The 26674-nt window shown below is 70.6% G+C and carries 22 protein-coding genes; 12 read left to right on the top strand and 10 right to left on the bottom strand.

Going from position 1 to position 26674, the window contains the following annotated elements; all coding sequences use genetic code 11:
• The first annotated feature begins 33 nt into the window (after positions 1-33).
• Genes ABGB10_RS09225 through ABGB10_RS09210 form a run of 4 tightly spaced genes read left to right on the top strand, consistent with a single transcriptional unit; the run spans position 34 to position 2888 of the window.
• Positions 34-732, top strand: coding sequence for a flavodoxin family protein (locus tag ABGB10_RS09225; RefSeq protein WP_347660440.1), 699 nt, complete (start codon positions 34-36; stop codon positions 730-732).
• The gene (locus tag ABGB10_RS09220; protein ID WP_238644781.1) at positions 722-1069 is read left to right on the top strand and encodes a cupin domain-containing protein; all 348 of its coding nucleotides are present in this window, start codon (positions 722-724) and stop codon (positions 1067-1069) included. The genes ABGB10_RS09225 and ABGB10_RS09220 overlap by 11 nt, the downstream gene beginning before the upstream one ends.
• Positions 1066-1434, top strand: coding sequence for a chorismate mutase (locus tag ABGB10_RS09215; protein WP_347660439.1), 369 nt, complete (start codon positions 1066-1068; stop codon positions 1432-1434). The genes ABGB10_RS09220 and ABGB10_RS09215 overlap by 4 nt, the downstream gene beginning before the upstream one ends.
• Positions 1431-2888 carry a UbiD family decarboxylase gene (locus ABGB10_RS09210; RefSeq protein ID WP_347660438.1) on the top strand — a complete coding sequence of 486 codons (1458 nt, stop codon included), beginning with the start codon at positions 1431-1433 and terminating at the stop codon, positions 2886-2888. Before ABGB10_RS09215 ends, ABGB10_RS09210 begins: the two co-directional genes overlap by 4 nt.
• Here ABGB10_RS09210 and ABGB10_RS09205 read toward each other — a convergent pair.
• The 5 genes from ABGB10_RS09205 to ABGB10_RS09185 all read right to left on the bottom strand — a co-directional run bounded on the left by ABGB10_RS09205 (position 2833) and on the right by ABGB10_RS09185 (position 6933).
• On the bottom strand, positions 2833-4344 hold the full coding sequence (locus ABGB10_RS09205; protein ID WP_347660437.1) for a PLP-dependent aminotransferase family protein: 1512 nt from the start codon (positions 4342-4344) through the stop codon (positions 2833-2835). The two genes, ABGB10_RS09210 and ABGB10_RS09205, sit on opposite strands and share 56 nt — an antisense overlap.
• A 197-nt stretch (positions 4345-4541) precedes the next feature.
• Entirely contained in the window at positions 4542-4994 is a 453-nt protein-coding gene (locus tag ABGB10_RS09200; protein ID WP_347660436.1) for a hypothetical protein, read from the bottom strand.
• 5 nt (positions 4995-4999) lie between these two features.
• Complete coding sequence (locus tag ABGB10_RS09195) at positions 5000-5389, bottom strand: hypothetical protein (protein ID WP_347660435.1); 390 nt, start codon at positions 5387-5389, stop codon at positions 5000-5002.
• 24 nt (positions 5390-5413) lie between these two features.
• Positions 5414-6532, bottom strand: a complete 1119-nt coding sequence (locus ABGB10_RS09190; RefSeq protein WP_347660434.1) for a hypothetical protein — start codon at positions 6530-6532, stop codon at positions 5414-5416.
• Positions 6533-6648: 116 nt separating this feature from the next.
• The gene (locus ABGB10_RS09185; protein ID WP_278138991.1) at positions 6649-6933 is read right to left on the bottom strand and encodes a hypothetical protein; all 285 of its coding nucleotides are present in this window, start codon (positions 6931-6933) and stop codon (positions 6649-6651) included.
• Positions 6934-7345: 412 nt separating this feature from the next.
• On the opposite strand from ABGB10_RS09185, the gene ABGB10_RS09180 reads away from it, so the two are divergent.
• The gene (locus ABGB10_RS09180) at positions 7346-10342 is read left to right on the top strand and encodes a glycoside hydrolase family 95 protein (protein WP_347660433.1); all 2997 of its coding nucleotides are present in this window, start codon (positions 7346-7348) and stop codon (positions 10340-10342) included.
• A gap of 66 nt (positions 10343-10408) precedes the next feature.
• Here ABGB10_RS09180 and ABGB10_RS09175 read toward each other — a convergent pair whose 3' ends face one another.
• Positions 10409-13873 carry an alpha-glucuronidase family glycosyl hydrolase gene (locus ABGB10_RS09175; protein WP_347660432.1) on the bottom strand — a complete coding sequence of 1155 codons (3465 nt, stop codon included), beginning with the start codon at positions 13871-13873 and terminating at the stop codon, positions 10409-10411.
• A 195-nt stretch (positions 13874-14068) separates the two neighbouring features.
• Here ABGB10_RS09175 and ABGB10_RS09170 point away from each other — a divergent pair, with 195 nt between their 5' ends.
• Positions 14069-14686, top strand: coding sequence for a GNAT family N-acetyltransferase (locus ABGB10_RS09170; protein WP_347660431.1), 618 nt, complete (start codon positions 14069-14071; stop codon positions 14684-14686).
• 19 nt (positions 14687-14705) lie between these two features.
• Here the strand turns inward: ABGB10_RS09170 and ABGB10_RS09165 are convergent, their stop codons facing one another.
• Positions 14706-16142, bottom strand: coding sequence for a PLP-dependent aminotransferase family protein (locus ABGB10_RS09165; RefSeq protein ID WP_347660430.1), 1437 nt, complete (start codon positions 16140-16142; stop codon positions 14706-14708).
• A gap of 47 nt (positions 16143-16189) precedes the next feature.
• Between ABGB10_RS09165 and ABGB10_RS09160 the strand changes: the two genes are divergently transcribed.
• The gene (locus ABGB10_RS09160) at positions 16190-17542 is read left to right on the top strand and encodes an FAD-binding oxidoreductase (protein ID WP_347660429.1); all 1353 of its coding nucleotides are present in this window, start codon (positions 16190-16192) and stop codon (positions 17540-17542) included.
• A 116-nt stretch (positions 17543-17658) separates the two neighbouring features.
• Here ABGB10_RS09160 and ABGB10_RS09155 read toward each other — a convergent pair whose 3' ends face one another.
• Positions 17659-18528, bottom strand: a complete 870-nt coding sequence (locus tag ABGB10_RS09155; RefSeq protein ID WP_347660428.1) for a DUF1963 domain-containing protein — start codon at positions 18526-18528, stop codon at positions 17659-17661.
• Positions 18529-18704: 176 nt separating this feature from the next.
• Positions 18705-19793: a LacI family DNA-binding transcriptional regulator gene (locus tag ABGB10_RS09150; protein ID WP_347660427.1), complete on the bottom strand. Its 1089-nt coding sequence runs from the start codon at positions 19791-19793 to the stop codon at positions 18705-18707.
• A 253-nt stretch (positions 19794-20046) separates the two neighbouring features.
• Here ABGB10_RS09150 and ABGB10_RS09145 point away from each other — a divergent pair, with 253 nt between their 5' ends.
• The 4 genes from ABGB10_RS09145 to ABGB10_RS09130 are packed head-to-tail and all read left to right on the top strand — an operon-like array spanning position 20047 to position 24156.
• A complete protein-coding gene (locus ABGB10_RS09145) occupies positions 20047-21267 on the top strand; it encodes an extracellular solute-binding protein (protein WP_347660426.1) in 1221 nt (406 codons plus the stop codon).
• Positions 21264-22376, top strand: coding sequence for an ABC transporter ATP-binding protein (locus ABGB10_RS09140; protein ID WP_347660425.1), 1113 nt, complete (start codon positions 21264-21266; stop codon positions 22374-22376). Before ABGB10_RS09145 ends, ABGB10_RS09140 begins: the two co-directional genes overlap by 4 nt.
• Positions 22373-23272, top strand: a complete 900-nt coding sequence (locus ABGB10_RS09135; protein ID WP_347660424.1) for an ABC transporter permease — start codon at positions 22373-22375, stop codon at positions 23270-23272. The genes ABGB10_RS09140 and ABGB10_RS09135 overlap by 4 nt, the downstream gene beginning before the upstream one ends.
• Positions 23272-24156: an ABC transporter permease gene (locus ABGB10_RS09130; protein ID WP_347660423.1), complete on the top strand. Its 885-nt coding sequence runs from the start codon at positions 23272-23274 to the stop codon at positions 24154-24156. The genes ABGB10_RS09135 and ABGB10_RS09130 overlap by 1 nt, the downstream gene beginning before the upstream one ends.
• A 27-nt stretch (positions 24157-24183) precedes the next feature.
• Here ABGB10_RS09130 and ABGB10_RS09125 read toward each other — a convergent pair whose 3' ends face one another.
• The gene (locus tag ABGB10_RS09125) at positions 24184-25764 is read right to left on the bottom strand and encodes an FGGY family carbohydrate kinase (RefSeq protein WP_347660422.1); all 1581 of its coding nucleotides are present in this window, start codon (positions 25762-25764) and stop codon (positions 24184-24186) included.
• Positions 25765-25904: 140 nt separating this feature from the next.
• Here ABGB10_RS09125 and ABGB10_RS09120 point away from each other — a divergent pair, with 140 nt between their 5' ends.
• Positions 25905-26672 (top strand): methyltransferase domain-containing protein, encoded by a 768-nt coding sequence (locus ABGB10_RS09120; RefSeq protein WP_347660421.1) that lies wholly within the window; start codon positions 25905-25907, stop codon positions 26670-26672.
• Positions 26673-26674: the final 2 nt, after the last annotated feature.

Genomic DNA, 26674 nt, shown 5'->3' with positions numbered 1-26674 from the left:
GCGCCCACCCCGCGACGAGCACCGGGGGTGAATGTGCACAGCGAAGCAGGGACCATCCTCGCCATCAACGGATCGGAACGGGTCGGCGGCAACACCGACCACGCCATCGCGTACGCGGGACGGCTCATCGCCGAGCGGGGTGCCGTCCTGCGCACCATCCAGTTACGTGAGCACCGGATCTCGCCGTGCAGCCCGTGCGGCGACTGCAACAGCCGCACCCTGCCCTGCCAGCTGGACGACGACGTCCCCGCCCTGGTGGAGCAGATGACCAACGCGGACGGGCTGATCTACGCGGCCCCGGTGCACGGCTTCGGCCTGGCCCACCTCATGCAGGTCTTCATCGAGCGCGCGGGCGTCGGCTACCTGCGCTTCACCCGTCCGCTGGCGGACAAGGTCGGCGGCATCATCGTCACCGGACGGCGGTACAGCGACTCCTCCGTGCACAACCAGATCGTCAACAACCTGCTGCTCAACCGGATGATCCTGGTGGGCAGCGGGTTCCCCGTCCTGCTGCGCAACACCACCGGCACCCCCGGCCTGCACGACGCCGAGGGCGTCGACGCGCTGGAGCGGATGGTGCACCGGATGCTCGACATGGTGCAACTGCTCAAGCAGCACCAGCGGGTCGACGGCGATCCGGTCCTTCCGCGGCGGGACCGCAACGAACGCGTGCCGCGGCCCCGCCGCAACGATTCCGCCCCGACCAGAGGAGATATCGAGAATGTCCACTGAGCAGGTCGCCGCGCCGGTCGGCATCGACTTCCCGGCCACCGAGTGGGAGAGGTGGGACAAGCCGGGCGCCGAGGGGCGCGTCAAGATCTCGTACGTCGGGGGGCAGCGGCTGCGCCTGCTGGAACTGCCGCCCGGCTTCGACGAGCACCACTGGTGCCTGCGCGGGCACACCGGCTACGTCCTGCGGGGGGAGTTCACCATCCACTTCCGGGACCGGTCGGTGCCGTGCCGCCCCGGCATGGGCTTCGTGATCCCCGACGACGAGGAGCACCGGTCCCAGGGCAGCGATGCCGAGCCCACCGTCGTCTTCGTGGTCGACCAGGTCCCCCAGCCATGACCGACCAGCACTGGTTCGCGGCACCGGCCGGCCCCCCGCCGGCCGGTGCCGCCGACAGCCCGGCCCGGATCGCCGAGCTGCGGGACGTCATCGACCGGCTCGACCAGCGGATCATCGCCCTGCTGGCCGAGCGCACCCGGGTGGTGCAGGAGCTGACCGCGCACAAGACGGACGAGGCGACCGTCCGATCACCCGACCGGGTGCGGCAGGTGCTCGACCGGGTGTCCGACCTGGCCACCCGACACGGCATGCCGTCGGAGGTGGCGGTCGGCACCTACCGTGCCCTCATCGACGAGCTGACCCGGATGCAGCTCGACATGCTGGCTGCCCGCCGCGCCGCCGCGTCACCGGGGGAGGAGCGGTGAGCCGTTCGCCCGTCGACCTGCGGCACGCCCTGGCCACCCTCGACCCGCTCCCCGGTGAGCTGGTCCGCGTCCCTACCGAGCTGCCGGCCCGCTACGGCGTCTCCGCCCACTACGCCCGCTGGGCAGGTGCGCCCGCCGCCCCGCCCACCGGCGCCGGCCCGGCGGTGCTCTTCGACCGGGTACGCCCCGACCACGGTCCGACCCGGGCGGTGCTGATGGGCCTGTACGGCACCCGACGGCGGGCGGCCGGGCTGCTCGGCTGCACACCGGCCGAGCTGCCGCACCGGCTGCTCGACGCGGTGGCCTCGCCCCGCCCGCCGGTGCCCGCACCCGACCCGGCCCGCTGGCCTCGCGAGACGCTGCCGGTGGACCTGACCGCGTTGCCGGTGCCGGTCCTCACCGACGAGGACGCCGGGCCCTACCTGACCCTCGGCGCGGTGCTCGCCACCGACCCGGACACCGGGGTCCGCAACCTGTCCGTGCACCGGATGTGCGTCCAGGGTCCGGACACGCTGACCATCTGGATGGTGCCCGGCCGGGACCTGGAGCTCGCGTACCAGGCCGCGTTGCGTCGGGGGCGTCCGCTGCCGGTGGCCGTCCACCTCGGCCTGTGCCCGGCGGTGCTGCTCTCCTCCTGCTGCCCGACCTCACTGGTACCACCCGACCTCGACGAGCTGGCGGTGGCCGGCGCTCTCGCCGGGCAACCGGTGGAGTTGCTGCCCTGCCGCACCGTGGACGCCGAGTTCATCGCGCACGCCGAGTACGTCATCGAGGGCGAGTTGCTGGCCGACCGGGCACCGGAGAGCCGACACGGCACGGTCGCCACCCCGGAGTTCCTCGGTTACCAGGGCCGGGCGCATCCCGCGCTGCCGTTGATCCGGGTCACCGCGATCACCGCCCGAGAGAGCCCTATCCTGCAGGCCGTGTCGGGCCCCGGGCACGAGCAGTCGGTGCTGCTCGGCTTCGGGATGGAGGCCGCGGTGCTGGACCTGCTGCGCCGCAGGGGCACGCCGGCGCTGGCGGCGCACTGCCACACGGCCGGTGGCGGTCAGCTCATGGTGGTGCTCCAGTGGTCGGCGAAGCGCGGCCCGGAGGACGACGTCGCGGTCCGCGTGGCCGCGGAGGTGGTGCTGGAGCAGTTCCGGATGGCCAAGCTGGTGCTCTGCGTGGACGACGACGTCGACATCGAGTCCGACCAGGACCTGTGGTGGGCGATGGTCACCCGCTTCCAGGCCGACCAGGACCTGCGGGTGCTGCCGGACCGGGAGGGCTTCCCGCTCGACCCGAGCCAGCACACCGGCTACTCCCCGTCACTCTCGGCCGACGGGCGCACGGCGAAGGCGGTCTTCGACTGCACCGTCCCGTACGCCCAGCGGGCCCGGTTCACCCGGCCCCGTTTCACCGAGCCGTCGATTCCCGCACCGCGGCGGCCAGCAGCGCCACGCCCTCGGTGATCCGGGCGGTGGGCAGCGCCGCGTACCCGATCAGGAAGGTCGGTTCGGTCGGTGGCCGGGTGACGAAGTAGCCCGAGGCCGGGTAGACCCGGACGTTGCGTGCGGCGGCGGCGCGCGCGATCGCCGCCTCGTCGGCGTCGGACGCGCCGCCCAGGGTCACCAGCACGTGCAGCCCGGCCGCCGTGCCGGAGATCCGCACACCCGCGCCGAAGTGTTCGTAGAGCGCCTCCAGCAGCCGGGCGCGTCGCTGCCGGTAGAGGCGGTCCATCCGGCCGATGTGCCGGGCGTACGCGCCGGAGGAGATGAACTCGGCCAGTGCCTCCTGGGTCAGCGTCGGGGTCAGCCGGTCGGTGATCCACTTGACGCCGAGGAACGGCCGGACGAGGTGTGGTGGCAACACCGCGTACCCGATGCGCAGCGAGGGGAAGAGGGTCTTGCTGAAACTGCCGACGTAGACCACGTCCGCGTCCTGCGGGTCGGCGGCCAGTGACGGAAGCCGCTCCTCGGCGAACGTGAACTCGTTGTGGTAGTCGTCCTCGAGCACCGTGGCGGCGTGTTCGCGGGCCCAGCGCAGCAGCGCTCGTCGCCGCCGCTCGGACATGATGAACCCGGTCGGGAACTGGTGCGACGGGGTCACGTAGATCAGGCGTACCCGGGACGGGTCGTGACCGTGCGCGCGGACCTTGCGCTCGATCTCGTCGACCCGCAGGCCCTCCTCGTCGACTCCGACGGGCACCACGGCGGCCCGCGAGTAGCCGAAGATCTGCCGCAGCACGGTGTGGCTCGGGTCCTCGATGACCACCACGTCGTCCGGGCCGACGAGCAGCCGCACCAGGATGTCCATGGCCTGGGTGGCGCCGCTGGTCACCACCGTGTGTTCGCGGTTGGCGTCGAGTGCCCGGCTGCGGCGCAGCAGGGCACTGATCTGGGTCCGCAGCGACGCGGCGCCCTCGGCCGGGCCGTAGCCCAACGCCACCGCGTCGGCCCGACTCACCGCCTCGGCGAGCGACTGTCGCCACCGGGTCACCGGGAAGCTGGCCAGCGCCGGGGTGCCGTGCCGGAAGTCGTACGTCCCGTCCGGGCGGTGCATCGGCGCGGGTTCCCAGGGCTTCCACAGCGGGCTGCCGGCATCGGTGGGCAGCGGGGGCTCGGGCCACAGTGGCGAGCGGGCGGCGCGTTGGGTGGGTGGCGGTGTGTCGGTCAGCGCGTCGCTGACCCGGGTGCCGGATCCACGCCGTGAGGTGAGCACCCCGTTGGCGCGCAGTAGCTCGTACGCGCGGGTCACCACGGTCCGGGAGACCCGGAGCTGGTGGGCCAGCTCACGGCTCGGCGGCACCGGGTCACCGGGGCGCAGTCGACCGGTGCGCACGGACCCGCTGATCTGGTCGCAGAGCTGTTGCTGCAACGGAACCGAGCTGTCGCGGTCCAGTGCGACGAGAAGCTGGGACGAACTCACCTGCGCACGCACCCCCCCGGATCGACGCTGGTCCCGAGTCTAGTCGCGCCACCTCCCGCCTCCTCCGGACCGCGTGGCGCGCCGCCGGGCCGGGTCGCTGGCCCCTCGCGGTCACCGGTCACGACAGCCGAGTTGGTCGCCGAGCTCGTTCGGGGATGCCGAACGCTGACTGCCCGACACCCGGTCGGCCCCGATCGTCACGGGTAGCGGGAGGTGTGGCGGAACAGGCCGAGCCGGTCCAGACCCACCAGGGCCAGGACGATCCCGGCCAGCAGCACCAGCCACTGCTCGACCAGCGGGTAGAGCCGGACGACCCACCCCTGCGTGAACGTCACGTCGTCGGTGCAGGTCACCTGGGCCGGGCCGGCGAACCACGGGTCGAGCCGGCGACCGTCGGTCTGCGGACCCCGGTTGGGCCAGGACGGGACGTCGACCGTCCGCTCCTCGCCGCGCTCCGGGGTCACGGTGCAGGTGTGCGTGCCGCCGCGGACGGCACTGGTGAGGTACGCCGCAGCGCTGCCGTCCCAGGTGTGGCTGGTGTCGACGGCGCCGGTGCGGGCATGGCCCATCAGCGCCAGGCACAGCGCGGCGAGCACGCCTCCGAACGCGACGAGCCCTCGGCCCAGGAGCGTGTTGGTCCGCTTCGACAACGACCTCACCGCCACGGGCGTTCCCCGGGCGAGTCGTCCCCGTAGCCGGCCCAGCCCCGGTCGGAGGAGCGGTGGGTGTCGGCGGGGTCGGACGGGACCTCGTCGGTCGCGGCGGAGCGCGCGGCGGCGGCCAGGTCGTCCAGGTCGAGCCGTTCGGCCTGGGCGCGTGCCCGACCGAGGAAGCCCTGGTAGTCACCGACGGTGAGCAGGTCGCGGGGGCTGAGGTTGCCGTCGCGCAGTTGCTGGCCGATTTCCCGGCCGATCGGGTCAGGGCCGGAGATCAACGACTCGTAGACCATCTGCCGTCGCCGGGCCTCGTCGCGCACGACGGCACCGTACGGGGTGCGGTCGACGGCGGCGAGGACGTCCGCCGGGGTGCTCGGGGTGTCGTTCACGTGCACAATCCTCTCCGAGGTGGGTCAGCGGGGCAGCCCGTCGGGCGCCGGGGCCAGCACGGGCAACTCCCGCACGCTGGCCGCCATCCCGAAGTTGCCGACGGTGGCGGTGAAGGCGCTGGTCAGCGAGTCGGCGCGACCCACCAGGTCCAGGGCCTCCTTCAGGATGTCCCACATCTTGTAGCCCTCGTACAGCGCCGCCGCTCCGAACGCGATGCCACCGATGACGGTCTCCGAGGTGGCGACGGCCGTGCTGGCGGTCACCGTGAAGATCATGGCGGCGTCGGCGAGGTCGGACAGCAGCGAGCCGAGAACCTTGCCGATCTCGAACATCGCCTCGGCTGTCTTGCGATATTCGACGCCGAGCGCGAGCAGCGGGCCGCCGGCGGTGTCGAGTTTGCGTGCCGAGTCGACCAGGTGCGCCTGGAAGGCGGTGGCCGCCTTGCCCTGCCAGTGCTGCTCGGTGCCGAGGGCACCCCACCGGACGTTGTCGGCCATGCCGGCGAGGGCCGCGGCGAGACTGTCGAACACGTCCGCGCAGCCGCGCACCGCGGCCCAGTCACCGGCGATGGGTTTGACCAGCGACTCGTACGGGTCGTAGGCGCGGTCGCAGATGCCGAGCTTGGCGGCGAGCCAGGTGGCGCCCCAGATGGCGTCCCGGGTCAGTGACGTGGGGCTGGCCAGGTCCCACATCTGCGGCTCGAACTGGAACGCGTCGTCCTTGTTGTAGTCGGGCACCGAGCGCAGCAGCTGCTGCGGGTCGGCCCGGTCGGCGAACGGCGCGGGCAGGCTCGCGTCACGGTAGAGGTCCGCGAACTCGGAGCGGTCCACCGTCCAGGTGCGCCGGAATGCCTGGTCCAGCTTCTCGGCCGCCGCGGCGTCGGTGCGTTCGTAGTAGTCGAGCGACTGCCGCAGGGCCGTGCCGGTGTCGGCCGCCGTGTACTTGGCAATGTCCTCGACGAAGTCGCGAATGGCCAGCATGGCCTTCTCGTGCTTGCCGTTGATCCGGTTGATGAAACCCGGCCCGTATTCGAGTGCGGTGTTGGCGTCGAAGTAGGCCAACCCGGCGCGGGCGTCCTCCCCGAGACGGTCGAACACCTGTGGAAGGCCGCGCAGCGCGGCCACGTCGACGTCGAAACCCATGACCAAGCCCCCGTGTACGCCGACCGTCGGCCCCCGCCGCCGGTCATCGATGGGGTACATCCTGCTGCAGCCGGCGACTCCCGTGGGGGCGCGGTGCCGAGGCCGGGGTGACCCGCTCAGGCGGTGCCCTCGGCGACGAGCCGGCCGTCGACGTAGGCCCTGACGTGTTGCGGCCGGAAACCGGCGAGGAACACTTTGCGTTCCTTCTCGATGAGCACCGCGTGTCGTTCGTCCTGCCCCACCACGAACTCGTACCGCTTGACCAGGTCGACCGACAGAACCCGCAGCTCCTGGTGGACCGGTCGACCGTCCACCAGGATCGACAGGCCGCCCCAGAACTTGTTGAACGAGAACGTCACCTCGTGCCGCTCGTGGACACCGACGTCGAAGTTGAGTTTCACCGACCCGATTCTGCCGTACGACGAGGGACGGCAGAGGCCGCGAAGCGTAGCCGTGGAACGCCGGAGAATCCGCCCGGCGGGCGGTACATCCGATGTATGCGTACCTGCGCGGGTGTTCGGTGGTGACTTTCCGCTGATCCGGCCGGGCTGGGCGACGCCGCTTCGTTGCCGCCCTCCAGCCGATGTTGCATCGCTGTGCGGGACAGAGGGTGGGTTCTCGCTATGTATCGACCATTGCCGATTCTGTTGCGTCGGAGTAACCTTCGCGAAACACATCAGATGTCTGGCTGTCTCCGGGGCTGACCTCGGCCGGTCACTGCGGTCGCGGTCGATGCCAGCAAGCGGATCCCGACGACGGCTCCCATGGTTGTCCCGCTTCGGGTGGCCGGACCGGTCACCGTTTGGAGGATCGATGTCCGACCTGACTCGACGGCAAGCCATCAAGATCGGCGCAGCCGGTGCGGGCGGCGCTCTCCTGCCGCTGCCCTGGACCGCCGCGGCCCGCGCGGACGCGGTGGCGCCGCCGCAGGTGCTGGCCGCCGGGGACCTCGCCCTCTGGTACGACGAGGGGGCCGGCACCGACTGGCTCCGGGCGCTGCCGATCGGCAACGGCCGGCTCGGCGCCATGGTCTTCGGCAACGTCGACACGGAGCGACTCCAACTCAACGAGGACACCGTCTGGGCCGGCGGCCCGCACGACCCCAGCAACCCACGGGGCGCGGGATCGCTGGCGGAGATCCGGCGCCTGGTCAACGCCAACCAGTGGACCCAGGCCCAGGACCTGATCAACCAGACCATGATGGGCAACCCCGGCGGTCAACTGGCCTACCAGACCGTCGGCAACCTCCGGCTCGCCTTCGGGTCCGCCAGCGGGGCGTCGCAGTACGACCGGACGTTGGACCTCACCACCGCCACCGTGACGACGTCGTACGTGCTGAACGGCGTTCGTCACCAGCGGGAGGTGTTCGCCAGCGCGCCGGACCAGGTCATCGCGATGCGGCTCACCGCCGACCGGAACAACTCGATCAGCTTCACCGCCACCTTCGACAGTCCGCAGCGCACCTCGGTGTCCAGCCCGGATGGCACCACGATCGGCCTCGACGGCGTCTCCGGGAACATGGAGGGCGTCACCGGCGCGGTCCGCTTCCTCGCCCTGGCCAACGCGACAGTCACCGGTGGCAGTGTGTCCAGCTCCGGCGGCACCCTGCGGGTCACCAACGCCACGAGTGTGGTCCTGCTGATCTCCATCGGTTCCAGCTACGTCAACTACCGCAATGTCGGCGGTGACTACGGGGGCATCGCACGGCAGCGCCTCAGCGCCGCGCGGGCCAACAGCTTCGACCAGTTGCGCAGCAGGCACGTGGCCGACTACCAGGCGCTCTTCAACCGGGTCACCCTGGATCTGGGCCGCACCTCGGCCGCGAACCAGACGACCGACGTGCGGATCGCCCAGCACAACAGCGTCAACGACCCGCAGTTCTCCGCGCTGTTGTTCCAGTTCGGCCGGTACCTGTTGATCTCCTCCTCGCGGCCCGGCACCCAGCCGGCCAACCTGCAGGGCATCTGGAACGACTCGCTGACGCCCTCGTGGGACTCGAAGTACACGATCAACGCCAACCTGCCGATGAACTACTGGCCGGCCAACACGACGAACCTGGCCGAGTGCCACAACCCGGTGTTCGACATGGTCCGCGAGCTGTCGGTCGCCGGCGCGCGTACCGCTCAGGTGCAGTACAACGCGGGTGGCTGGGTCACCCACCACAACACCGACGCGTGGCGGGCCACCGCCGTGGTGGACGGCGCGTTCTGGGGCATGTGGCAGACCGGCGGCGCCTGGCTGTCCACCCTGATCTGGGACCACTACCTGTTCAACGGCGATGTCGAGTTCCTGCGGACGAACTATCCGGCCATGAAGGGCGCTGCGCAGTTCTTCCTGGACACCCTGGTGACCGAACCGACCCTCGGCTACCTGGTGACCAACCCGTCGAACTCGCCGGAGCTCAGTCACCACTCGAACGCCAGCGTGTGCGCCGGCCCCACCATGGACAACCAGATCCTGCGGGACCTCTTCGACGGCGTCGCCCGCGCGAGCGAGATCCTCAACGTGGACAGCACCTTCCGGGCCCAGGTCCGCGCCACCCGGGACCGGCTCCCCCCGATGAAGGTCGGCTCGCGCGGCAACATCATGGAGTGGCTCTACGACTGGGTGGAGACCGAGCCCAACCACCGGCACATCTCCCACCTGTACGGGCTGGCCCCCAGCAACCAGATCACCAAGCGCGGCACCCCACAGCTGTTCGAGGCGGCCCGGCGAACCCTGGCGCTGCGCGGCGACGACGGGACCGGCTGGTCGTTGGCCTGGAAAATCAACTTCTGGGCCCGAATGGAGGAGGGTAAGCGGGCGCACGACCTGATCCGCTACCTCGCCACCACCGCCCGGCTCGCGCCCAACATGTTCGACCTGCACCCGCCGTTCCAGATCGACGGCAACTTCGGCGCCACCGCCGGCATCGCCGAGATGCTGCTGCAGAGCCACGCCGGCGAGCTGCACATCCTGCCCGCCCTGCCGCCGGCCTGGCCGGCCGGGAAGGTGACCGGCCTGCGGGGGCGCGGTGGGCACACGGTCGGCATCACCTGGAGCAACGGTCAGGCCACCGAGGTGCTCGTCCGACCGGACCGCGCCGGCACGGTCCGCGTGCGCGCCCGGATCCTCACCGGCACCGTCTCGGTGGTCGACACCGCCGACGGTACGGCGCCCCGGGTCACCCGGATCGAGTCGGACCTGATCGAGGTCGCCGTGCAGGCCGGGCGCACCTACCGGGTCACCAGCACGGGCGTCGCCACGCCGACGCTGGAGCAGAGCTTCAGCAACGCCGGCATCACCAACGACAGCAACACCAACGTCGGCAACTTCGACGGTGGCGGCGCCAGCCTCTCCGCACAGGCCCTGGCGCAGGCCGGGGCCAGCCCGGGCAGCACGATCAGCCGCAACGGGGTGACCTTCCGCTGGCCCAACGTCAGCCCCGGCACGGCCGACAACGCCATCGCCTCGGGTCAGACCATCGGCATCAGCGGCACCGGCAGCACGCTCGGCTTCCTGCTGACCGGCACCTACGGCGCGGTGTCCGGAACGGGCACTGTGGTGTACGCCGACGGCACCCGGCAGACGTTCACACTGAGCTCGCCCGACTGGTACGGCGGGCCGCACTCCGGCGGCACCGCCGCCATCGTGTCCGCGTACCAGAACCGGCCCAACAACGGCCGCCAGAACACCGCCGCCTGCATCTACTACGTGGGTGTGTCGTTGCAGAGCAAGGCGGTGGCCCAGGTCGTCCTGCCCAACATCAGCGCGCGGCCGGCGACCAACGTACCGACCATGCACGTCTTCGCGATCGCGATCGGCGGCTGACGGCAACGGATCCTGCTCGGGGGAGCGAGACCGGGCCCGTCCCAACCGGGACGGGCCCGGTCGTCGTTACCGCTGGCCGATCTGCTCGCCCCGGCTCTCGATCCGGAAATGGTCGAAGGCGACGTCGAGGTCGGTGGAGGTGCCGGCCCGGTTGAAGGCCAGCACCCCGGCCTTCGTCGGCTCGGCGTTCAGCGTCTGCGAGCCGATGTAGCGGTAGACGCTGCCGTCGGTGGAGTAGTAGGCGCGGTAGCTGTCTCCGATCTTCGTCAGTCGCAGCCAGATGGCCCCGTCGGCCCCGACGATTCGCTGGGCGTCGGCACCGGTGATCTCCAGGGTCGACGCCGTGCCGTTCTGTTCGCGCAGGAAGATGATCCGGGCCTTGTTGACCGCCGCGGTCGCGTTGCCCATCTCCCAGGCGAGCTTCACGTAGTTGTTGTCGTCCGCGTACGCGACGACACCACCCTGCTCGTTGTTGTTGGCGAGTGGACGGGAGAAGACCATCCTGGATTCGGCCGTCCAGTCGCCGTTGACGTCCTGAAGCGCCATGTTCTTCGCGGTGTTCACGTTGCCCTGCAGGTCACCCTGCTGCGCGGTGATGACCAGCGACCCGTCGGCCAGACGCCACCTGCTCTCGTCCGGCCGGACCCACTGCCACTGCGGGCCGAGCTGGGTCGAGGTGAACTCGTCGCTGCCGGTGATGGTGGTGTTCAGGTCCAGGGTGTAGACCGACGAGGCGTCGCCGTTGGTGACGGTGACCCGTGCCTGCCCGGTGGCACTGTCGGCCTGCTCGACCACCACCGAGGCGGCGGTGTCGGCGGCACGCGCGGTGACCGTCGGCACGGCGGCGGTGCCGGCCGGCGTGAGGACGTTGTAGTGCCGCACCGTCGGGGAGAAGGACGCCAGGGGCTCGTCGTCGACGCGTAGGCTCGCGAGCGTCGTGTCGGGCACCAGATTGAAGACGTAGTTCTTCACGAGCGGTCCGAAGAAGCCCTCCTTGGTGACCTTGACGACCGCCTGACCGGGTACGCCGGCCGCCTGCGAGACGATCTCGTAGCGAGCCTTCCGATCGGCGGTCCGCACCTTCGTGATGGTCGGCGACGCGCCGGCCGGCACCGGGACGGTGTAGGCGTTCTCCGACAGGTTGAAGCCGCCGAACTCCTTCCCGCCGACCACGATCCTCGCGGACAGCGGCGCGTCGTCCACCGGGATGTCGCGCCCGCTGAACTCCTTCCAGTAGTTCACCGAGGTGTCGCGCCAGTCGGCGGCGTCCGCCTCGTGGACGGCCAGCTTGGCGCGTACCTCCGCGAACCGGCGTGCGTCGATGTCGGGCTGGAGCGTCTCCCAGGTCTCCCGCATCCAGGTCACGTACTGCACGCCCATCTGGTAGCGGTAGACCAGCTCGTCCCAGAACGTCCGGCCGCTGTCCATCCGGTGACCCCAGGGCACGTGGTGGAACCACATCAGCAGGTTCTCCGGGACCGAGCCGATGTCGCCGTAGCGCTGCCGCAACCGGGGGAAGTACTGGGCGGCGAGGTTGCTGCCGGTGGGGGAGCGGTCGAAGCCGAGGCCGACGCTGTCGGCCTTGTTGTAGTAGATCGGGCTCCAGTCGTCGCGGCCCGCCCAGTCGGCGGGATCGGGCCGGTAGTGCGCGCCCTCGGCGAACTGGTGGCCGATGCCCAGCGGCGTCTGGTAGCTGACCAGCGACTCCCATGAGCCCATCATCATCTTCCGGATGGTGTCGACGACACGTCGGTCGTTGCTCCAGGTCATCCGTACCCAGTCGGTCGCGATGTCCCCCGAGTCGAGCGTCCAGTCCCACGCCTGACGGCCGAAGGAGAAGAGGTTCGCCTGGGAGAAGTGGTGCCCGGTCAGGTTGTCGGCGTTGCCGAGGTTCGCGACACCGACGATGGCCGTGTCCCGGTGGTGCTGGGCGGTCCCGTCGACGATGTCGCCGACCAGGCGGTCGCGCAGCAGCTTCCCGTTGTCGTCGGTCGCGTACGTGTCGGTCTTGAGGATCTCCTCGTACATCGGACCGAGGTAGGCCAGCATCCAGTTCTGGCCCGTGTACTCCTGCGTGATCTGGAGTTCCAGCGCCTGGTTGGTGTTCTCCATCCGGCCGAACATCGGGTGGATGGGTTCCCGGGCCTGGAAGTCCAGCGGCCCGTTCTTGGTCTGCAGGAACACGTTGTCGGCGAAGCGCCCCCTGGTGCCGTCCGGCTGGACCTCGTCGTCGATCGGCCCGAACTCCAGGTAGGCCCGCTTGAGTCGGTCGTTGTCGACCTCGGCGTTGTAGACGAACGTCCGCCAGTGCACGGTCATCCCGAGCGGCGCCACCGCGGCGGCGATGGCGTTCGCGCCGTCACCGTGGTCGTACCCGAAGTCCTGTGGCCCCGGCTGGCCCTCCGAGTTGGCCTTCACGGTGAGGCCCATGAAGTCCGGGATGGCGGTCTGGATCTGCCGGGCCCGCCGGTTCCACCAGCCCCGGAAGTCGGCGCCGTAGGGATCGAGCTGGCTGTTGGTGAGCGTGTCCGGCGCGAAGCGGCTGTCGGTGGGCGCGGTGTAGCGGATCGACAGGCCCAGCTTGATGCCGTACGGACGCAGCGCGTCGGCCAGCGCCGCCTCCTGCGCGATCCGGGCGCTGGTCAGGTACGCGTTGTCGGCGTTGACGTTGTTGATGGTGATGCCGTTGATCCCGAGCGACGCCAGCGCGCGTGCCAGCACGATGTAGCGGTCCAGGATGACGGGCAGGTTCCGGCCGGCGCTGGCCCCGGTCGCGGCGAAGTTGAAGATCGCCCCGCTCTCGCCGTTCAGCCCGCCCAGTCCCGAGGCGTTGTTGCCGGCGTAGAGGCGCTCGGTCTCCCAGTTGTTCAGCAGCCGATGCTTGATCTTCGGTGACTCGGCGAGGCGGAGGCGGTCGATGGGCTTCTGTGTCTGCAGCAGCCGGAGGAAGGCGTAGGTTCCGTACAGCGCGCCGAGGTCGGTGTTGCCGGCGATGACGGTGAACCGCCCCTTCGCGCTGGTCACCGAGCGGACGAGGTAGCCCTCGTCGCCGACCTTGGCCAGGTCCCGCGCCGGGATGGCACGGCTCACCAACGGCGAACTCGTCGGCGTGCCGACCACGACCGCGCCGTCCGGTACGCGGTGGCCGTCGACCGTCGTCACGGGTGTCGGCTGGCCGAGCAGCCCGCCCAACCCGCGTACCAGTTCGTCCCGGGCCGCGCCGAGCGTGGTCTCGGCCAGCTTCTCACCGGACCCGGGTGCCATGCTGAGGTCCGGCGTGTGCCGGTGGACCTTCGTGGCGTCGGCGTTCTCGACCACGATTGCGGTGACCGTCCGACGGTAGTCGCGCAGCAGCTTCGAGTCGCTGACCGGCACGTACCGCAGCCACAGGTCGGAGCCGCTGTAGTCGTCCGGTGACGCGGCTGCGGCGACAGGTGTCGTGGCGACCGTGAGGGTGGCCGCGACCGTGGCGAGCACCGTTCCCAGCACGATGAGGGTCCGCCGTAGCCTGGGTGTCGAGCCTCGGATCATCGCCATCTCCTCGTTCGTCCACTCGGGATGCCGTGCGGGCCCGGCGTGCGAGCACGACGACGTCGACAGATGGGTGCACGTCGATGCTGCGCGGCACCACCGCGCCTCGGCAACGAGTTGTCGTTTCTTGTCGCGGCCCACATCACGGAGATGAATCGAGTAGCGTGGCCGGCTCCCTCGTGAAAGTGTCGCCGCGTGGTTCAACCGACTCTGCGCACCGCCCGACTGTTGATGGTTCCCCTCGAAGATCGGCACTTCGAACTGGAGGTCGAGCTGGACTCCGACCCGGAGGTGCTTCGTTACATCACCGGGCGGGCGCGATCCAGGGACGAGGTGGCCGCGTCTCACTCGCAGCGGTTGGCGCTGTCCGGCAAGGTGGACGGCCTGGGCTACTGGATGGCGTTCGGGTCCGATGGCGGTGCGCGTGGCACGGTACCGCCGGAGCATGAGGACGAGGGCGATTTCATCGGGCTGATGATGCTTCCGCCGGCACACGGCCCCGACCAGCCTGACGATCCGACCGTCGCGGAGTTGGGTTACCGGCTCGCCCGCCGCTACTGGCGCAGAGGTTTGGCCAGCGAGGCATCCCACGCTCTGTTGGGGCATGCCTTCGACACCGTCGGGCAGAGCCGGGTGATCGCGCAGACCATGACGGTGAACGTTGGATCTCAAGGCGTGATGAGGGCCGTCGGCATGCGGTATGTGCGTACCTACTTCCCTTCCTGGGACGACCCGATACCAGGAACAGAATCCGGCGAGGTGGAGTACGAGATGACCCGTGAGATGTGGGAGGCATGTCGCGAGGCGTACTGAGACGTGAGGCTCGCCGTCCTCAACGGAGACGTGGCCGGCAGATGCCCGCGCGGACCTCTGCGACCGCGTCGGCAAGGACTTCCACTCCCTCTGTGATGGCGCGTTCGGGGAGGGTGGCGTAGCCGAAGATCAACCCGCCAGGTCCGCCCGGGCTCAGTCGGTACCGGGAGACGCCCTGCACGACCAGGCCGTGCCGGGCGGCCGCGGCCACGACCGCGGCCTCGTCGAGGTCGTGCGGGAGCCAGGTTACGACGTGTTGGCCCGCCGCGACACCGACCGGTTTCAGGTCGGGCAGCCGGGTGCGTAGTGCGGCCAGGAGTGCGTCGCGACGGCGGCGGTAGACCGGGCGCATGCGCCGCAGGTGCCGGTCGAACTCGCCGCGAGTGAGGAAGTCGGCGAAGGTCAGTTGGTCGATGACGGGGGAGCCGCGGTCGGCCAGAACCTTGGCCGTCGCGATGTCGTCGACCAGGTGTGCCGGCGCCAGCAGCCAGCCGAGGCGCAACCCTGGCGCCAGGGTCTTGCTCGCAGTGCCGCAGTACACGACGGTGTCGGGCGCCAGCCCCTGCATGGCGCCGATGGGTGAGCGGTCGTAGCGGTACTCCGCGTCGTAGTCGTCCTCGATCACCACGGCGCCTCGACGCTGGGCCCAGGTGATCACTCGGGCCCGCGCGGAGGCCGACAGGACCCCGCCGGTGGGCCACTGGTGCGAGGGCGTCAGCACGACGGCGTCCGCATCGGTCTGTTCGAGCGCCTCGACGAGGATGCCGTCCGGCCCGACCGGGACGCCGATCACGTCCAGGCCGGCGGCGGCGGCGACCGAGCGGGCGTCGTCGTCCGGGGACGGGTCCTCGACGGCCAGCCGCCGCGCGCCGCGCGCCGCGAGCACCTGGAGCAGCAGCGCGACGCCCTGGCCGTAGCCACTGCAGATCACGACGTTCTCCGGCCGGGCCGACGTGCCGCGGACCCGGTCGAGGTAGTCGGTCAGGGCTGCGTGCAGTTCGGGCACGCCACGCCCGTCGAGGTAGGCGAAGCGCTCGTTCGGCGCGGTGGTGAGGACCGTGCGCGCCGAACGCAGCCAGGCGGCCCGGGGGAACGACGACACGTCGGTGCGGCCGTACCCGAAGTCGATCCCGGCCGCCGGCCGATCCCCGGCGCGGCGATCCACCGGCGTCGGAACCGGCTCGACCGCAACGCGGGTGTAGCCGCCCGCCCGACTGGTGAGGTAGCCCTCGGCGACGAGTTGCTGGTATGCCTCGACCACGACCCCGCGCGACACTCCGAGATCGGCTGCGATGGTGCGGGTGGGTGGCAGGGACGTCCCGAGACGTAACCGGCCTGCCCGGATGCCGCCCCGGATCGAGGCGGCGATCTGCCGGTGCAACGGTTCGGCGGCGGAGCGGTCGACGTCGATGAGCAGGTCCACCGCCGTACTCGAATTGGTCCTGGCGCGGCCCATGCAATCGGACCTTACCGGGTGTACCGATCTCCGGCAGGCTCGGACGTATGACGACAGCGACAAGCCTCCGCCTCGCCGGCCGCCTCCTCACTCCGGACGACCCGGGTTACGACGCCGCCCGCACGGTCTGGAACGCCATGATCGACCGCCGCCCACGAATGATCGTGCCGGCCGCGAGCGTCACCGACGTGGTGGCCGCGGTGTGCCTGGCCCGGGAACTCGACCTGGAGATCGGGGTGCGCTGCGGCGGGCACAACGTGGCCGGCCTCGCTGTCCCCGCGAACGGCCTGATGATCGACCTGACCGCGTTGAACGGCGTTCGGGTCGACCCGATCCGGCGGCGCGCCCGGGTCCAGGGCGGCGCGCTGTTGGGCGCACTCGACCGGGCGTCGCAGCCATACGGCCTCGCCACGACCGCGGGTAACGTCTCGCACACCGGGGTCGGCGGCCTGACCCTCGGCGGCGGCATGGGCTGGCTCGCCCGCCAACACGGATTGGCCTGCGACAACGTCGTCTCCTACACGGTGGTCACCGCGGACGGGAAGGTGGTGACCGCGAGCCGAACCGAGAACCCCGACCTCTACTGGGGTCTGCGCGGCGGGGGTGGCAACTTCGGGATCGTCACCGACTTCGAATTCCAACTGCACCACACCGGAACGCAGACCCTGGTCGCCGAGTTCGACTTCCGCGCCGAGGACGCCGTACCCGTGCTCGAAGGCTGGCGGGACCTCAACGCCGTCGCGCCACGGCAGGCGACCTTCACCGCCGATGTCCACAGCACGCCCGGCGGCCCAGTCGCCACCGTTGGCTTCGTCTGGGTCGGCGACCCGGCACCGGGTCGCCGGTTGCTGCCGGCGATGCGTGCACTCGGGCGCCCGGTCGCCGAGCGGGTCACCACCCCGTCGTACCTCGAACTCCAGCAACGCGACGACACCACCGGCGGCCACGCCTACCGCCGGTACTCCAGCGCGCACTACCTGCGGCAGTTCCCCACCGCCGCGATCGAGGCATTCCTACTGCGCGGCGCGGCAGACCTGCACGCCGGCACCGCACTGCCCGGCGTCGGCCTGCAGGCATACGGTGGCGCTATCGCCGACGTCGCGGACGCCGACGCCGCGTTCAGTCACCGCGGCACGACATTCGAGTACGGCGCCGGCTCCCGCTGGACCGAGCCGTCCGAAGACGACGAACGGATGGCAGCGGCTCGCAGCGCCGGATCCGCGCTCGACCCGTACGCCCACGGCGTCTACGTCAACTCGCTCGCCGGCGACGAGGGGCAACGCGGGGTACGCCGTGCCTACCCGGCCGCCAAGCTCGCCAGGCTGACCGCCCTCAAGAACGTCTGGGATCCGCAGAACGTCTTCCACCTCAACCACAACATCCGGCCGAGCCGCGCCTGAGCCGGCACCGGGACGACGTACGTCAGGTAGTTTGCGCCGTGAGCGGATGCCCGGCATCCGACGTCGGCGACCGCAGCCACCGCGGACAACCGAGCCGCATTCGGCGCCACGGCGCGCTACTCTCTGAACTCTGTCACGGAGAGCGCCTTGTCCAGCCGACCGGCGGCGAGGTCGTCGTGGCGGATCACGAAACTCCCGGAGTAGGACTCGTCGGCCAGGGAGAAGCGGGCGAGCGACAACCACTCGCTCGTCAGCCGGTGCTTCTCCTCCTCCACATGGGAATACCACTTCGCCACCGGTATGACGATCTCGCCAGCCTTCTCGCGCCCCGCGAGGGTCTGCTCGGCGATACTCGTGATCACCTCGTCATCGACGTACCCGCCGAGATAGGCGCTGGCGAGCCCTGCGTCTGGCGGCCAGAGGTCGTCGGCCGTCGCGCAGAGTTCGTCCAGGTGCGGCAGGTCCCGCTCCAGGTCACGGATCAACTGTTGCTGGAAGGGCGACAGGTCGTCCTCGTCCTCGTCCTCGTCCGTCCCGAACCAGTCGGGCAACTGTGGGAGGAGCGTGGCGCGGACGTCGTACTGCTCGCCGACGATCTCGTGGTCGGTGGGGTGCTCCGCTACCTCGGTATCGGTGCCGGCCGGCACGTACACGACTCGCGCGTACCCCGGCTCCCTCGCCAGATGGTCCTCCTCGTGGTCGAGGAAGAAGAGCATCGAGCCGGCGGTCGGCAGGCCGGAGCCGTCGATTCCCGGCAGCGCCGCACAGTCGACGGAGAAGATGAACGGCAACCGACTGGCCCCGGCGACCGGCCAGTCCATGCCCACCGGGAGCCGGGGCAACCCACCGAACTGCCCGACCGGAACACCGCCCGAGCCCCCGCTCAACCGGATCGACAGACGGAGGTGCTCGGTGAACCTGCTGATCTCGTCGTCCGGGATGCCCAACTCGAGCGCTGCGGCACGGAACTGCCCCTGATGATCCATGGCCCAGCATGATGCCACGAGGAGACGACGAGACGGGGAGTCCGGCTACCCGGCCCGCACGCACCGCTGTCGACGTCGTCGCCGTGATCGGATACGCGCGCTCCTACCGGGTCGGCGGCGGCATGCGCCCAGGCGTGCCGGTAGGCGGCGCCGTCGCTGGTCTGACGCGACGGTGTTCACTGCTTCGAGGGAGGCGGCAGGCGTGCGGCGAGCGTGGGCGGCCGGCGTACCCACGGTCGGGCGCGACCTACGCTCCGGTCGCGGGCGGCCGTCGAGTGGCGGACCACGAGGCGTACCGGCAGGACCATCGGCCGGCCGGTGTGCCCGGGGGCACCCTCGATCATCGTGAGCAGGTGCCGGGTCGCCGCCGACCCCTCCGCGTAGAACGGCGCCGCGACCGTGGTGAGCCCAGGTGTGACGATGTCGGCGGCGAGAGTGTTGTCGAACCCCACGATGCTGACCTCGCCCGGAACGTCGACGCCCATCCGGGTGAGGCCGCGGATGAGCCCGATCGCCATCTGGTCGTTGAAGGCGAGGACGGCGGTCGCGGGACGGGCGCGCAGCTCCTCGGCGGCCCGCTCGCCGCCCTCGATGGTCGGGCTGAACGGGCCGATCTGGCGCACCTTGATCTCGAGTTCCATGCCGGCTTCGAGCAACGACCGCCAGCGGATGCCGTTCGGCCAGGACGCCTGCGGTCCCGCGACGTAGGTGATGTGGTCGTGCCCCAGTTCCCCGAGGTGCTCGGCGGCCCGCCGGACCCCACGAGGGTTGTCCGTCACGACGCAGGGGACGTCGGCGACGGCGCGGTTGAGGACCACCACCGGCCGTTGCTTGGCGAACATCCGGATCGCCGAGTCCGACATCCGGCTGCTGGCCAGCACGATGCCGTCGACTGTCGACATCGTGCGTTCGATCGCCGCCCGCTCCAGCCGGTCGGACTCCTGGGCGTCGATGAGCACCGTGGTGTACTCGTCGTGCATCGCCGTCTCCTGCGCCCCGCGCACGATCCCGGCGTAGACCGGGTTGGTGATGTCGGCGATGACGAGCGCGATCATGCGCGTACGGGACGTGGTGAGGGCGCGGGCGAGCGGGTTGGTCCGGTAGCCCAGCCGCTCGGCGACCTGCCGGACCCGTTCGGCGGTCTCGGAGTTGACTCGACTCGGCCGGGAGAAGGCGCGGGACACCGTGGAGGGTGAGACGTCGGCTTCGGCCGCGACGTCGTAGATCGTGGCTCTCCTGTCGGGCGGCCTGGTGTGGTCGGGCATTGTCATGCTCCCCCCGGCTACGCGCCGTGATCATGCTATGACGCCGGTGTGTCCTCGGCAATGCCCCGGCAACATTCGGGCCCCCGCTACGCATTCGCGCGAGGCAATACATGGCAACCCGTTGCCGTTCCGGCATGCCGGCTGTCTGAATGCATCACAGATGGCCCATGGCGGGCGGCCCCACGGGCGACCCCACCTGAGCAGAGCGTGGACCTACCTGGCCGGGCCGGGTAGCCGACGAAGGAGACGGCTGATGGGTATGACGCGGCGAGGCGCCCTCCTGGTCACGGCATCGTCGCTCCTGGTGGGCGCGGTCGGGTGTGGAGCGCCGGAGACCCCCGGCGACACCTCGGGTGACACCTCCGGTGAGGTGCCGCAGCGGCCCGGCCGGGCCGTGACGCTCAACGTCCTCGACGTGGCGGGCAACCTTCAGCTGACCCAGGGCATGATCGACGAGTTCGTGTCGAAGAACCCGGACGTGATCTCCCGGGTCACGTACTCGAAGGCGCCGGCGCCCGAGTTGGCCGGCAAGATCAAGGCCCAGCAGGGTGCGGACCGGGTGGACATCGGTCTGGTGTTGACCGGCGTCGACGGCCTCGCGGCCGGAATCGAGCAGGGGCTCTGGGTCGACGTGCTGCCGACGTTCCAGGACCGTCTCGGCGGCATGAGCAACTACCTGGAACCGGCCGCCGCGATGCAGAAGCTCGCCGGCAACGCCGGTGTGACAGTCACCTACTACCCGTCCGGCCCGCTGCTCGAATATCTGCCGTCGCGCCTCGCGACGCCCCCCACCAACGCGCAGGCTCTGCTCGCCTGGGCCAAGGCCAACCCGAAGAGGTTCCAGTACGCCCGACCGGCCAACTCCGGTCCGGGACGCACGTTCCTGATGGGGCTGCCCTACATCCTGGGCGACACGAACCCCAAGGACCCCACCGCGGGCTGGGACAAGACGTGGGCCTTCCTCAAGGAGCTGGGCCAGTACGTCGACTACTACCCGTCCGGCACCACCGAGACGATGAAGAACCTCGCCAACGGCACCGCCCACCTGATCGTCAGCACTACCGGCTGGGACATCAACCCCCGGGTGTTGGGCACGGTGCCCAAGGACGCGAGGATCGCCACGATCGACGGATTTCACTGGGTCACCGACGCGCACTACGCCGTCATGCCCAAGGGGGTGTCGACCGACACCCAGGCCGCGGTGCTGGCCCTGCTGGCGTTCATGCTCACCCCCGAGCAGCAGGCGAAGGCGTACGACGAGGGGTACTTCTACCCCGGGCCGGCGGTGAGGGACGTCCAGCTCACGTCGGCGCCGCAGAAGAGCCAGGACGCGATCCGCGAGTTCGGTCGCCCCGAGTACGACGCGCTGATCGCCGGCAACCCCACCGAGGTCCCGCTCGACGCGAAGAGCCTCGTGGCGGCGTTCAACCGTTGGGACCGCGAGATCGGCGGCGGGAAGGTCAAGCAGGGATGAGCGCCTTCTCCCGACTTCGCCTGGACGGGGTGTCCCGCCGGTTCGGCGGGCAGGCCGCGCTCACCGAGTTGGACCTGACGATCGAGGCGGGGGAGTTCATCGCCCTGCTCGGCCCGTCCGGCTGCGGCAAGTCGACGGCGTTGAACTGCCTGGCCGGGCTCCTGCCGTTGACGGCGGGGAGCATCTGGCAGGACGAGCGCCGCATCGACACGCTGCCGCCGGAGCGGCGCGGGTTCGGCATGGTGTTCCAGAGCTACGCGCTCTTCCCCCATCTGACGGTCCGGGCCAACATCGCCTTCGGGCTGCGGATGCGGCGGCTGCCCAGGGAGGAGACGCGCCGGCGTACGGAGGAGGCGGTGCGGCTGGTGCGGCTGGAGGACCACGTCGACAAGCTGCCCGGCCAGCTCTCGGGTGGTCAACAGCAACGCGTCGCCATCGCCCGTGCCGTCGTGTTCGAGCCGTCCCTCGTCCTGATGGACGAGCCGTTGAGCAACCTCGACGCCAAGCTGCGCCTGGAGATGCGCACCGAGATCCGCCGGCTGCACCAGTCGCTGGGGCTCACCACCGTCTACGTCACCCACGACCAGGAGGAGGCGCTCTCCCTGGCCGACCGGTTGGTGGTGCTGCGGGAGGGGCGCGTGCAGCAGGTCGGGTCGCCGCGCGAGCTGCACACCCGACCGGCCAACTGGCACGTCGCCGACTTCATGGGCTACCGCAATCTGTGGCCGGCCCGGGTCGAGCAGGTGGACGGTGCGCGGGCCGCCGTCGAGTCGTCCGGTCATCGCCTGCTCGGCGAGGCCGTGGGCGACCTCCACCCGGGGGCGGACGCGGTGGTCGCGGTGCGCCCCGAGGACATCCGCGTCGACGGGCCCGGCGAGACCCGAAACGCCCTGTCGGCCACCATCGAGGTGGTGGAGTACCAGGGCCGTGAGTTCGCGGCCGAGGCTCGCACCGACACGGACCTGTTGCTGCACCTGCGTACCGAGCAGCGCATCGCACCGGGCGACCAGGTCAAGCTCGCCGTGGACCCGCATCGGCTCCTCGTCTATCCCGCCGACACGGCGCAGCGGGCCGACCGTCTCGTGGACGCCGCGAAGGCGGCCCGGTGAACGGCAGCCACGCCGGGAGGCCGCTGACGCACTGGCGGCACCGTCTCGCCGAGCGGGGCATCGACCGCCAGCTGTGGTTGCTGGTCCCGGCGTTGGTCTTCGTGGTCGCGCTGTTCCTCTATCCGTTCTTCTACGGGCTGGGGCTCTCGTTCCAGCCGACCAACGGCGGGCCGTTCAGCGACTACGCCCGGTTCTTCTCCGACGCCTACGAGCGGGGCACGATCTGGATCACGCTGCGGATCGCGTTGCCGGCAGCTCTCCTGAACGTCCTCGCCGCGGTGCCGATCGCCTACCGGATGCGCGGACGCTTCCGGGCCAAGCGGCTGGTCACCACACTGCTGGTCGTGCCGATCACGCTCGGCACGGTGCTCACCGCCCAGGGGCTGTTGAACTTCCTCGGCCCGACCGGCTGGTTCAACCGGATCCTGTTGGCCACGGGCCTGGTCGACGAGCCGGTGCGACTGACCCACAACTACTGGGGGGTCTTCTTCTCGCTGGTGATCACCGGATTCCCGTTCGCGTTCCTGCTGGTGCTCTCCTACCTCTCCGGCATCGACCCCACCCTGGAGCGGGCGGCCGCGACGCTGGGGGCGGACTGGCGTCGCCGGTTCACCCGGATCACCCTCCCGCTGCTGATGCCCGGCCTGGCCACGACCTTCTGCCTGACGTTCGTGCTGGCGTTCAGCGTGTTCCCGTCGGCCGTCCTGGTCGGCAACCCGGCCGGCGAGACGCGGGTCATCTCCCTCGCCGCGTACCAGGCGGCGTACGAGCGGTACGACTACCCGTACGCCTCGGCCATCGCGATGATCATGGGATTCGTCGAGTTGGTCATCATCGCGCTGGTGTTGGCCGCGCGCAGCCGTTTCTACACCGGCTCCACCGGAGGCAAGGGCTGATGGCAACGATCACCGAGGCCCCACCGGCGCCGCCCCCCGCCCGCACCGAGCGACGGCGCGTCACCGCGCGACCCGCCGCCTGGATCGTGTGGGGCGTCGTCGTCTTCTTCTTCCTCAACCTGCTCGGCGTCGTGGCGTCCGTGCTGGTCAGCTCGTTCGGCCAGCGCTGGTTCGACACCTGGCTCCCCGACGGATACACCACCAGCTGGTACGGGCGGGCCTGGGACGAGTTCGCGCTCCTACAGGTCATCGTCGTGACGCTGGAGGTCTCCGTACTCGTCGTGGGTCTCTCGCTGCTGATCGGCGTGCCGGCGGCCTACGCCCTCGCGCGACGCTCGTTCCCCGGCAAACGGCTGATCTTCCTCGTGTTCCTGCTGCCCATCCTGATGCCCCCGATCACGTACGGCATCCCGCTGGCGACAGTCCTCTACAAGTTCGGCCTGGCCGGGAACATGTCCGGGGTGGTGCTCGCCAACCTCGTACCCTCGGTGCCCTTCGTCATCCTGACCATGACCCCGTTCATCGAGCAGATCGACCCGCGGATCGAGAGTGCGGCGCGCATGTGCGGCGCGGGCCTGCGGACGGTGTTCCTCCGAGTCCTCGCACCGTTGCTCGTGCCGGGCATCCTCGCCTCCGCGATCCTCGTCCTGGTCCGGACCGTGGGGATGTTCGAGCTCACCTTCCTCACCGCGGGCCCGGACTCGCAGACCCTCGTCGTGGCGCTCTACTACTCGATGTCGGCGTCCGGGATCAGGGCCCAGCAGTCGGTCGACGCCATGGCGGTCATCTACACCTCGATGATGCTCGTCCTGCTCGTCGTCGCCCTGCGCTACGTCAACCCGACCCAGCTGGTGGCGCGGGTGAAGGACGAGCCGGAGCACTGAACGTCGGCGTCACCCCGACCGGCCTGGTCAACCGCCCACGGCATCCCGGGGCAGCGCGTCGGCCCGCCAGCCGACGTGCGGGGAGGCCGCCTCGTCGAGGATCTCGCCCACCCGTCCCACCATTGTGCGAAGTGCGGGCAGCTTCGTCCGCAGACCGCGGTACGCCGAGGCGAGGGCCGGGTCGACCGCGACCGGCTCGCTGCGGGTGCCCTCCGGGTCGAGCTGGGTGACGGCACCCTGGAGGTCGGGAGCGAGACCGATCGCGAAGAGCCCGAGCGCGGCCGCGCCGAGGGCGACGTCGTCGGTCTCGCCCGACGCCCGCACCGGACAATCCAGGACCGCCGCCATCACCTGTCGCCACAGGAGAGAACGAAACGCGTCACCGGACAGGTGAACGCTGCGGACCGGCGTCAACTCGGCCAGGCGGTCGCGGACGCCGCCGAGTTGCAGGCAGACGCCCTCCACGGCGGCCCGCACCAGATGGCCGCGAGAGTGGTGGCCGCGCAACCCCAGATACGCGCCCAGCGGGCCGGAGCCCTCCGGGAGGGCCCGGTCGTCCCACAGACAGGGCAGCATCACGAGGCCGTCGCTTCCCGGGGCGACCCGTTCGGCGAGCCTCAGGAGCGCGGGCGGGGCGCAGTCGTCACCGGACGACGGAGGGTGGTCGGGCGCGAGGGTGTGACCTGCCCACCGCACGACGTTGCCACCGTTGCCGACCGCCGCGCCGACAACCCACGCGTCCTCGGTCAACGCACCGCAGGAAAAGGTCTCCGTCGCGTCGACGAGGGGAGCCGTGACCACCGTCCGCAGGGACCCGGTGGCCCCGAGGGTCAGGCCGGCGACGGTGCTGCCGATCGCCGCGGTGCCCAGACTGCGCAACGGTCCGTCGCCCGCCCCCACCACGACAGGTGTGCCGGGCGGCAGACCGACCGCCCGTCCGGCCGTCGCCGAGAGCCGCAACACGGCAGTCGTGGGCAGGACCGGGGGCAGTTGACTCTCGGACACCCCGACGAGGTCGAGGACGGCTGGGCTCCACACCCGCCGGTGGACGTCGAACAGTCCCGTGCCGGACGCCGAGGACAGCTCGGTCACCAACGTCCCGGTCAGCCGGTGGACCAGGTAGTCCTTGAGGCCGACCCACCACCGCGTCGCCGTGCAGAGGTACGGCTCGTGGCGGGCGAACCACATGAGCTTGCAGAGCGGGCTGCTGGGGTGCACGGGTGTGCCCGACAACCGGTGCAGCTCCCGGCTCTGACCGGAGAACCGCAGGTCGCGGGCCACCTCCGCGGACCGCGAGTCGTGCCGGGTCAGCAGCGGCGTCACCGGCGTCAGCGCCGCGTCCAGCCCGATCAGGCCGTACCTGGCGGAACTGAGCGCGACGGCGACGACCTCCGCGCCGGCGGTGTCGGCGACACACGTGGACATCGCCGCCAGGGTGGCCGCCACGAGGACGCCGGGCTCCTGTACCAGCCAGCCGGGCACCGGCTGCAGGAGTGGACACTGCCGTGTCTCGACGTGCCGCGCGGTGCCGTCCAGCGCGAACGATGCCACCCGGACGGTGGTGGCGCCCACGTCGACCGCGAGGATGACACGACGTCCCGGCCCCATGCGCCCATGGTCGAGCGGTGTTCGCCGGGCCGGCAAGCGGTTGCGCGCAGTTGTCGTCGCCCTGACGAGGCGCACGCGCGTGGTCGACCGGGCGAGGAAGATCGAGCGTCGACGACGCGAGTCGTGACAGGATTGTCGGCATGTCTGCTCGCGCACTGAGCTTCGGGATGGTGGCGGAAGCATACGAACGGTACCGGCCCGGATATCCCGTCGAGCTTCTCGACCTGGTGATGACCTACGCGGGTCGGCCGATTCGAACGGCCCTGGAGATCGGTGCGGGGACAGGCAAGGCGACACGTCTGTTCACCCGACGGGAGGTCACGCTCACCGTGACCGAACCGGACGGGGCCATGCTCGCCGAGCTACGCAAGCACGTGCCGTCCCGCGTCCAGACGGTGCAGGCCGCCTTCGAGGACCTGCGACCGGGGGAGCGATACGGCCTGGTGTACGCGGCCGCGGCGCTGCACTGGACGAAGGCGGAGGGCCGGTGGTCGCGGATGGCCGCGCTGGTGGAGCCGGGCGGTGTGTTCGCCTCGTTCGGCGCCCCGATCCAGCTGGCCGACCCGGCGGTGGCGGACGCGGTGCGTGCGGCCCGGGCGCCGTTCCTGGAGAGCGACGAGGTGCCGTCGCCCGACGGCACGCCCCCGGGGCATGCGATGCAGTGGCCGGGCACCGAGCTTCAACGGTCCGAGTGGTTCACCGACGTCCAACAGGTCGTGATCGAGCGGCGTCTGACGATGAGCGCCGACGACTACGTCGGGCACCTGTCGACGATCTCGGCGTATCTCGAACTGCCGACCTCGGAACAGGAGCAGGTCTTCCACCGGATCACGCAGGTCCTGCCCGAGACGGTCGACCTTGCCGCCGACATCATCGTCCATCTCGCCCGTCGGCGGCACGAGCATTAGCG

The organism is Micromonospora sp. B9E7 (assembly GCF_039871815.1).
Lineage (GTDB): Bacteria > Actinomycetota > Actinomycetes > Mycobacteriales > Micromonosporaceae > Micromonospora.
Note: the sequence above shows the minus strand (reverse complement) of the source record. Positions and strands in the feature narration are given on the sequence as shown.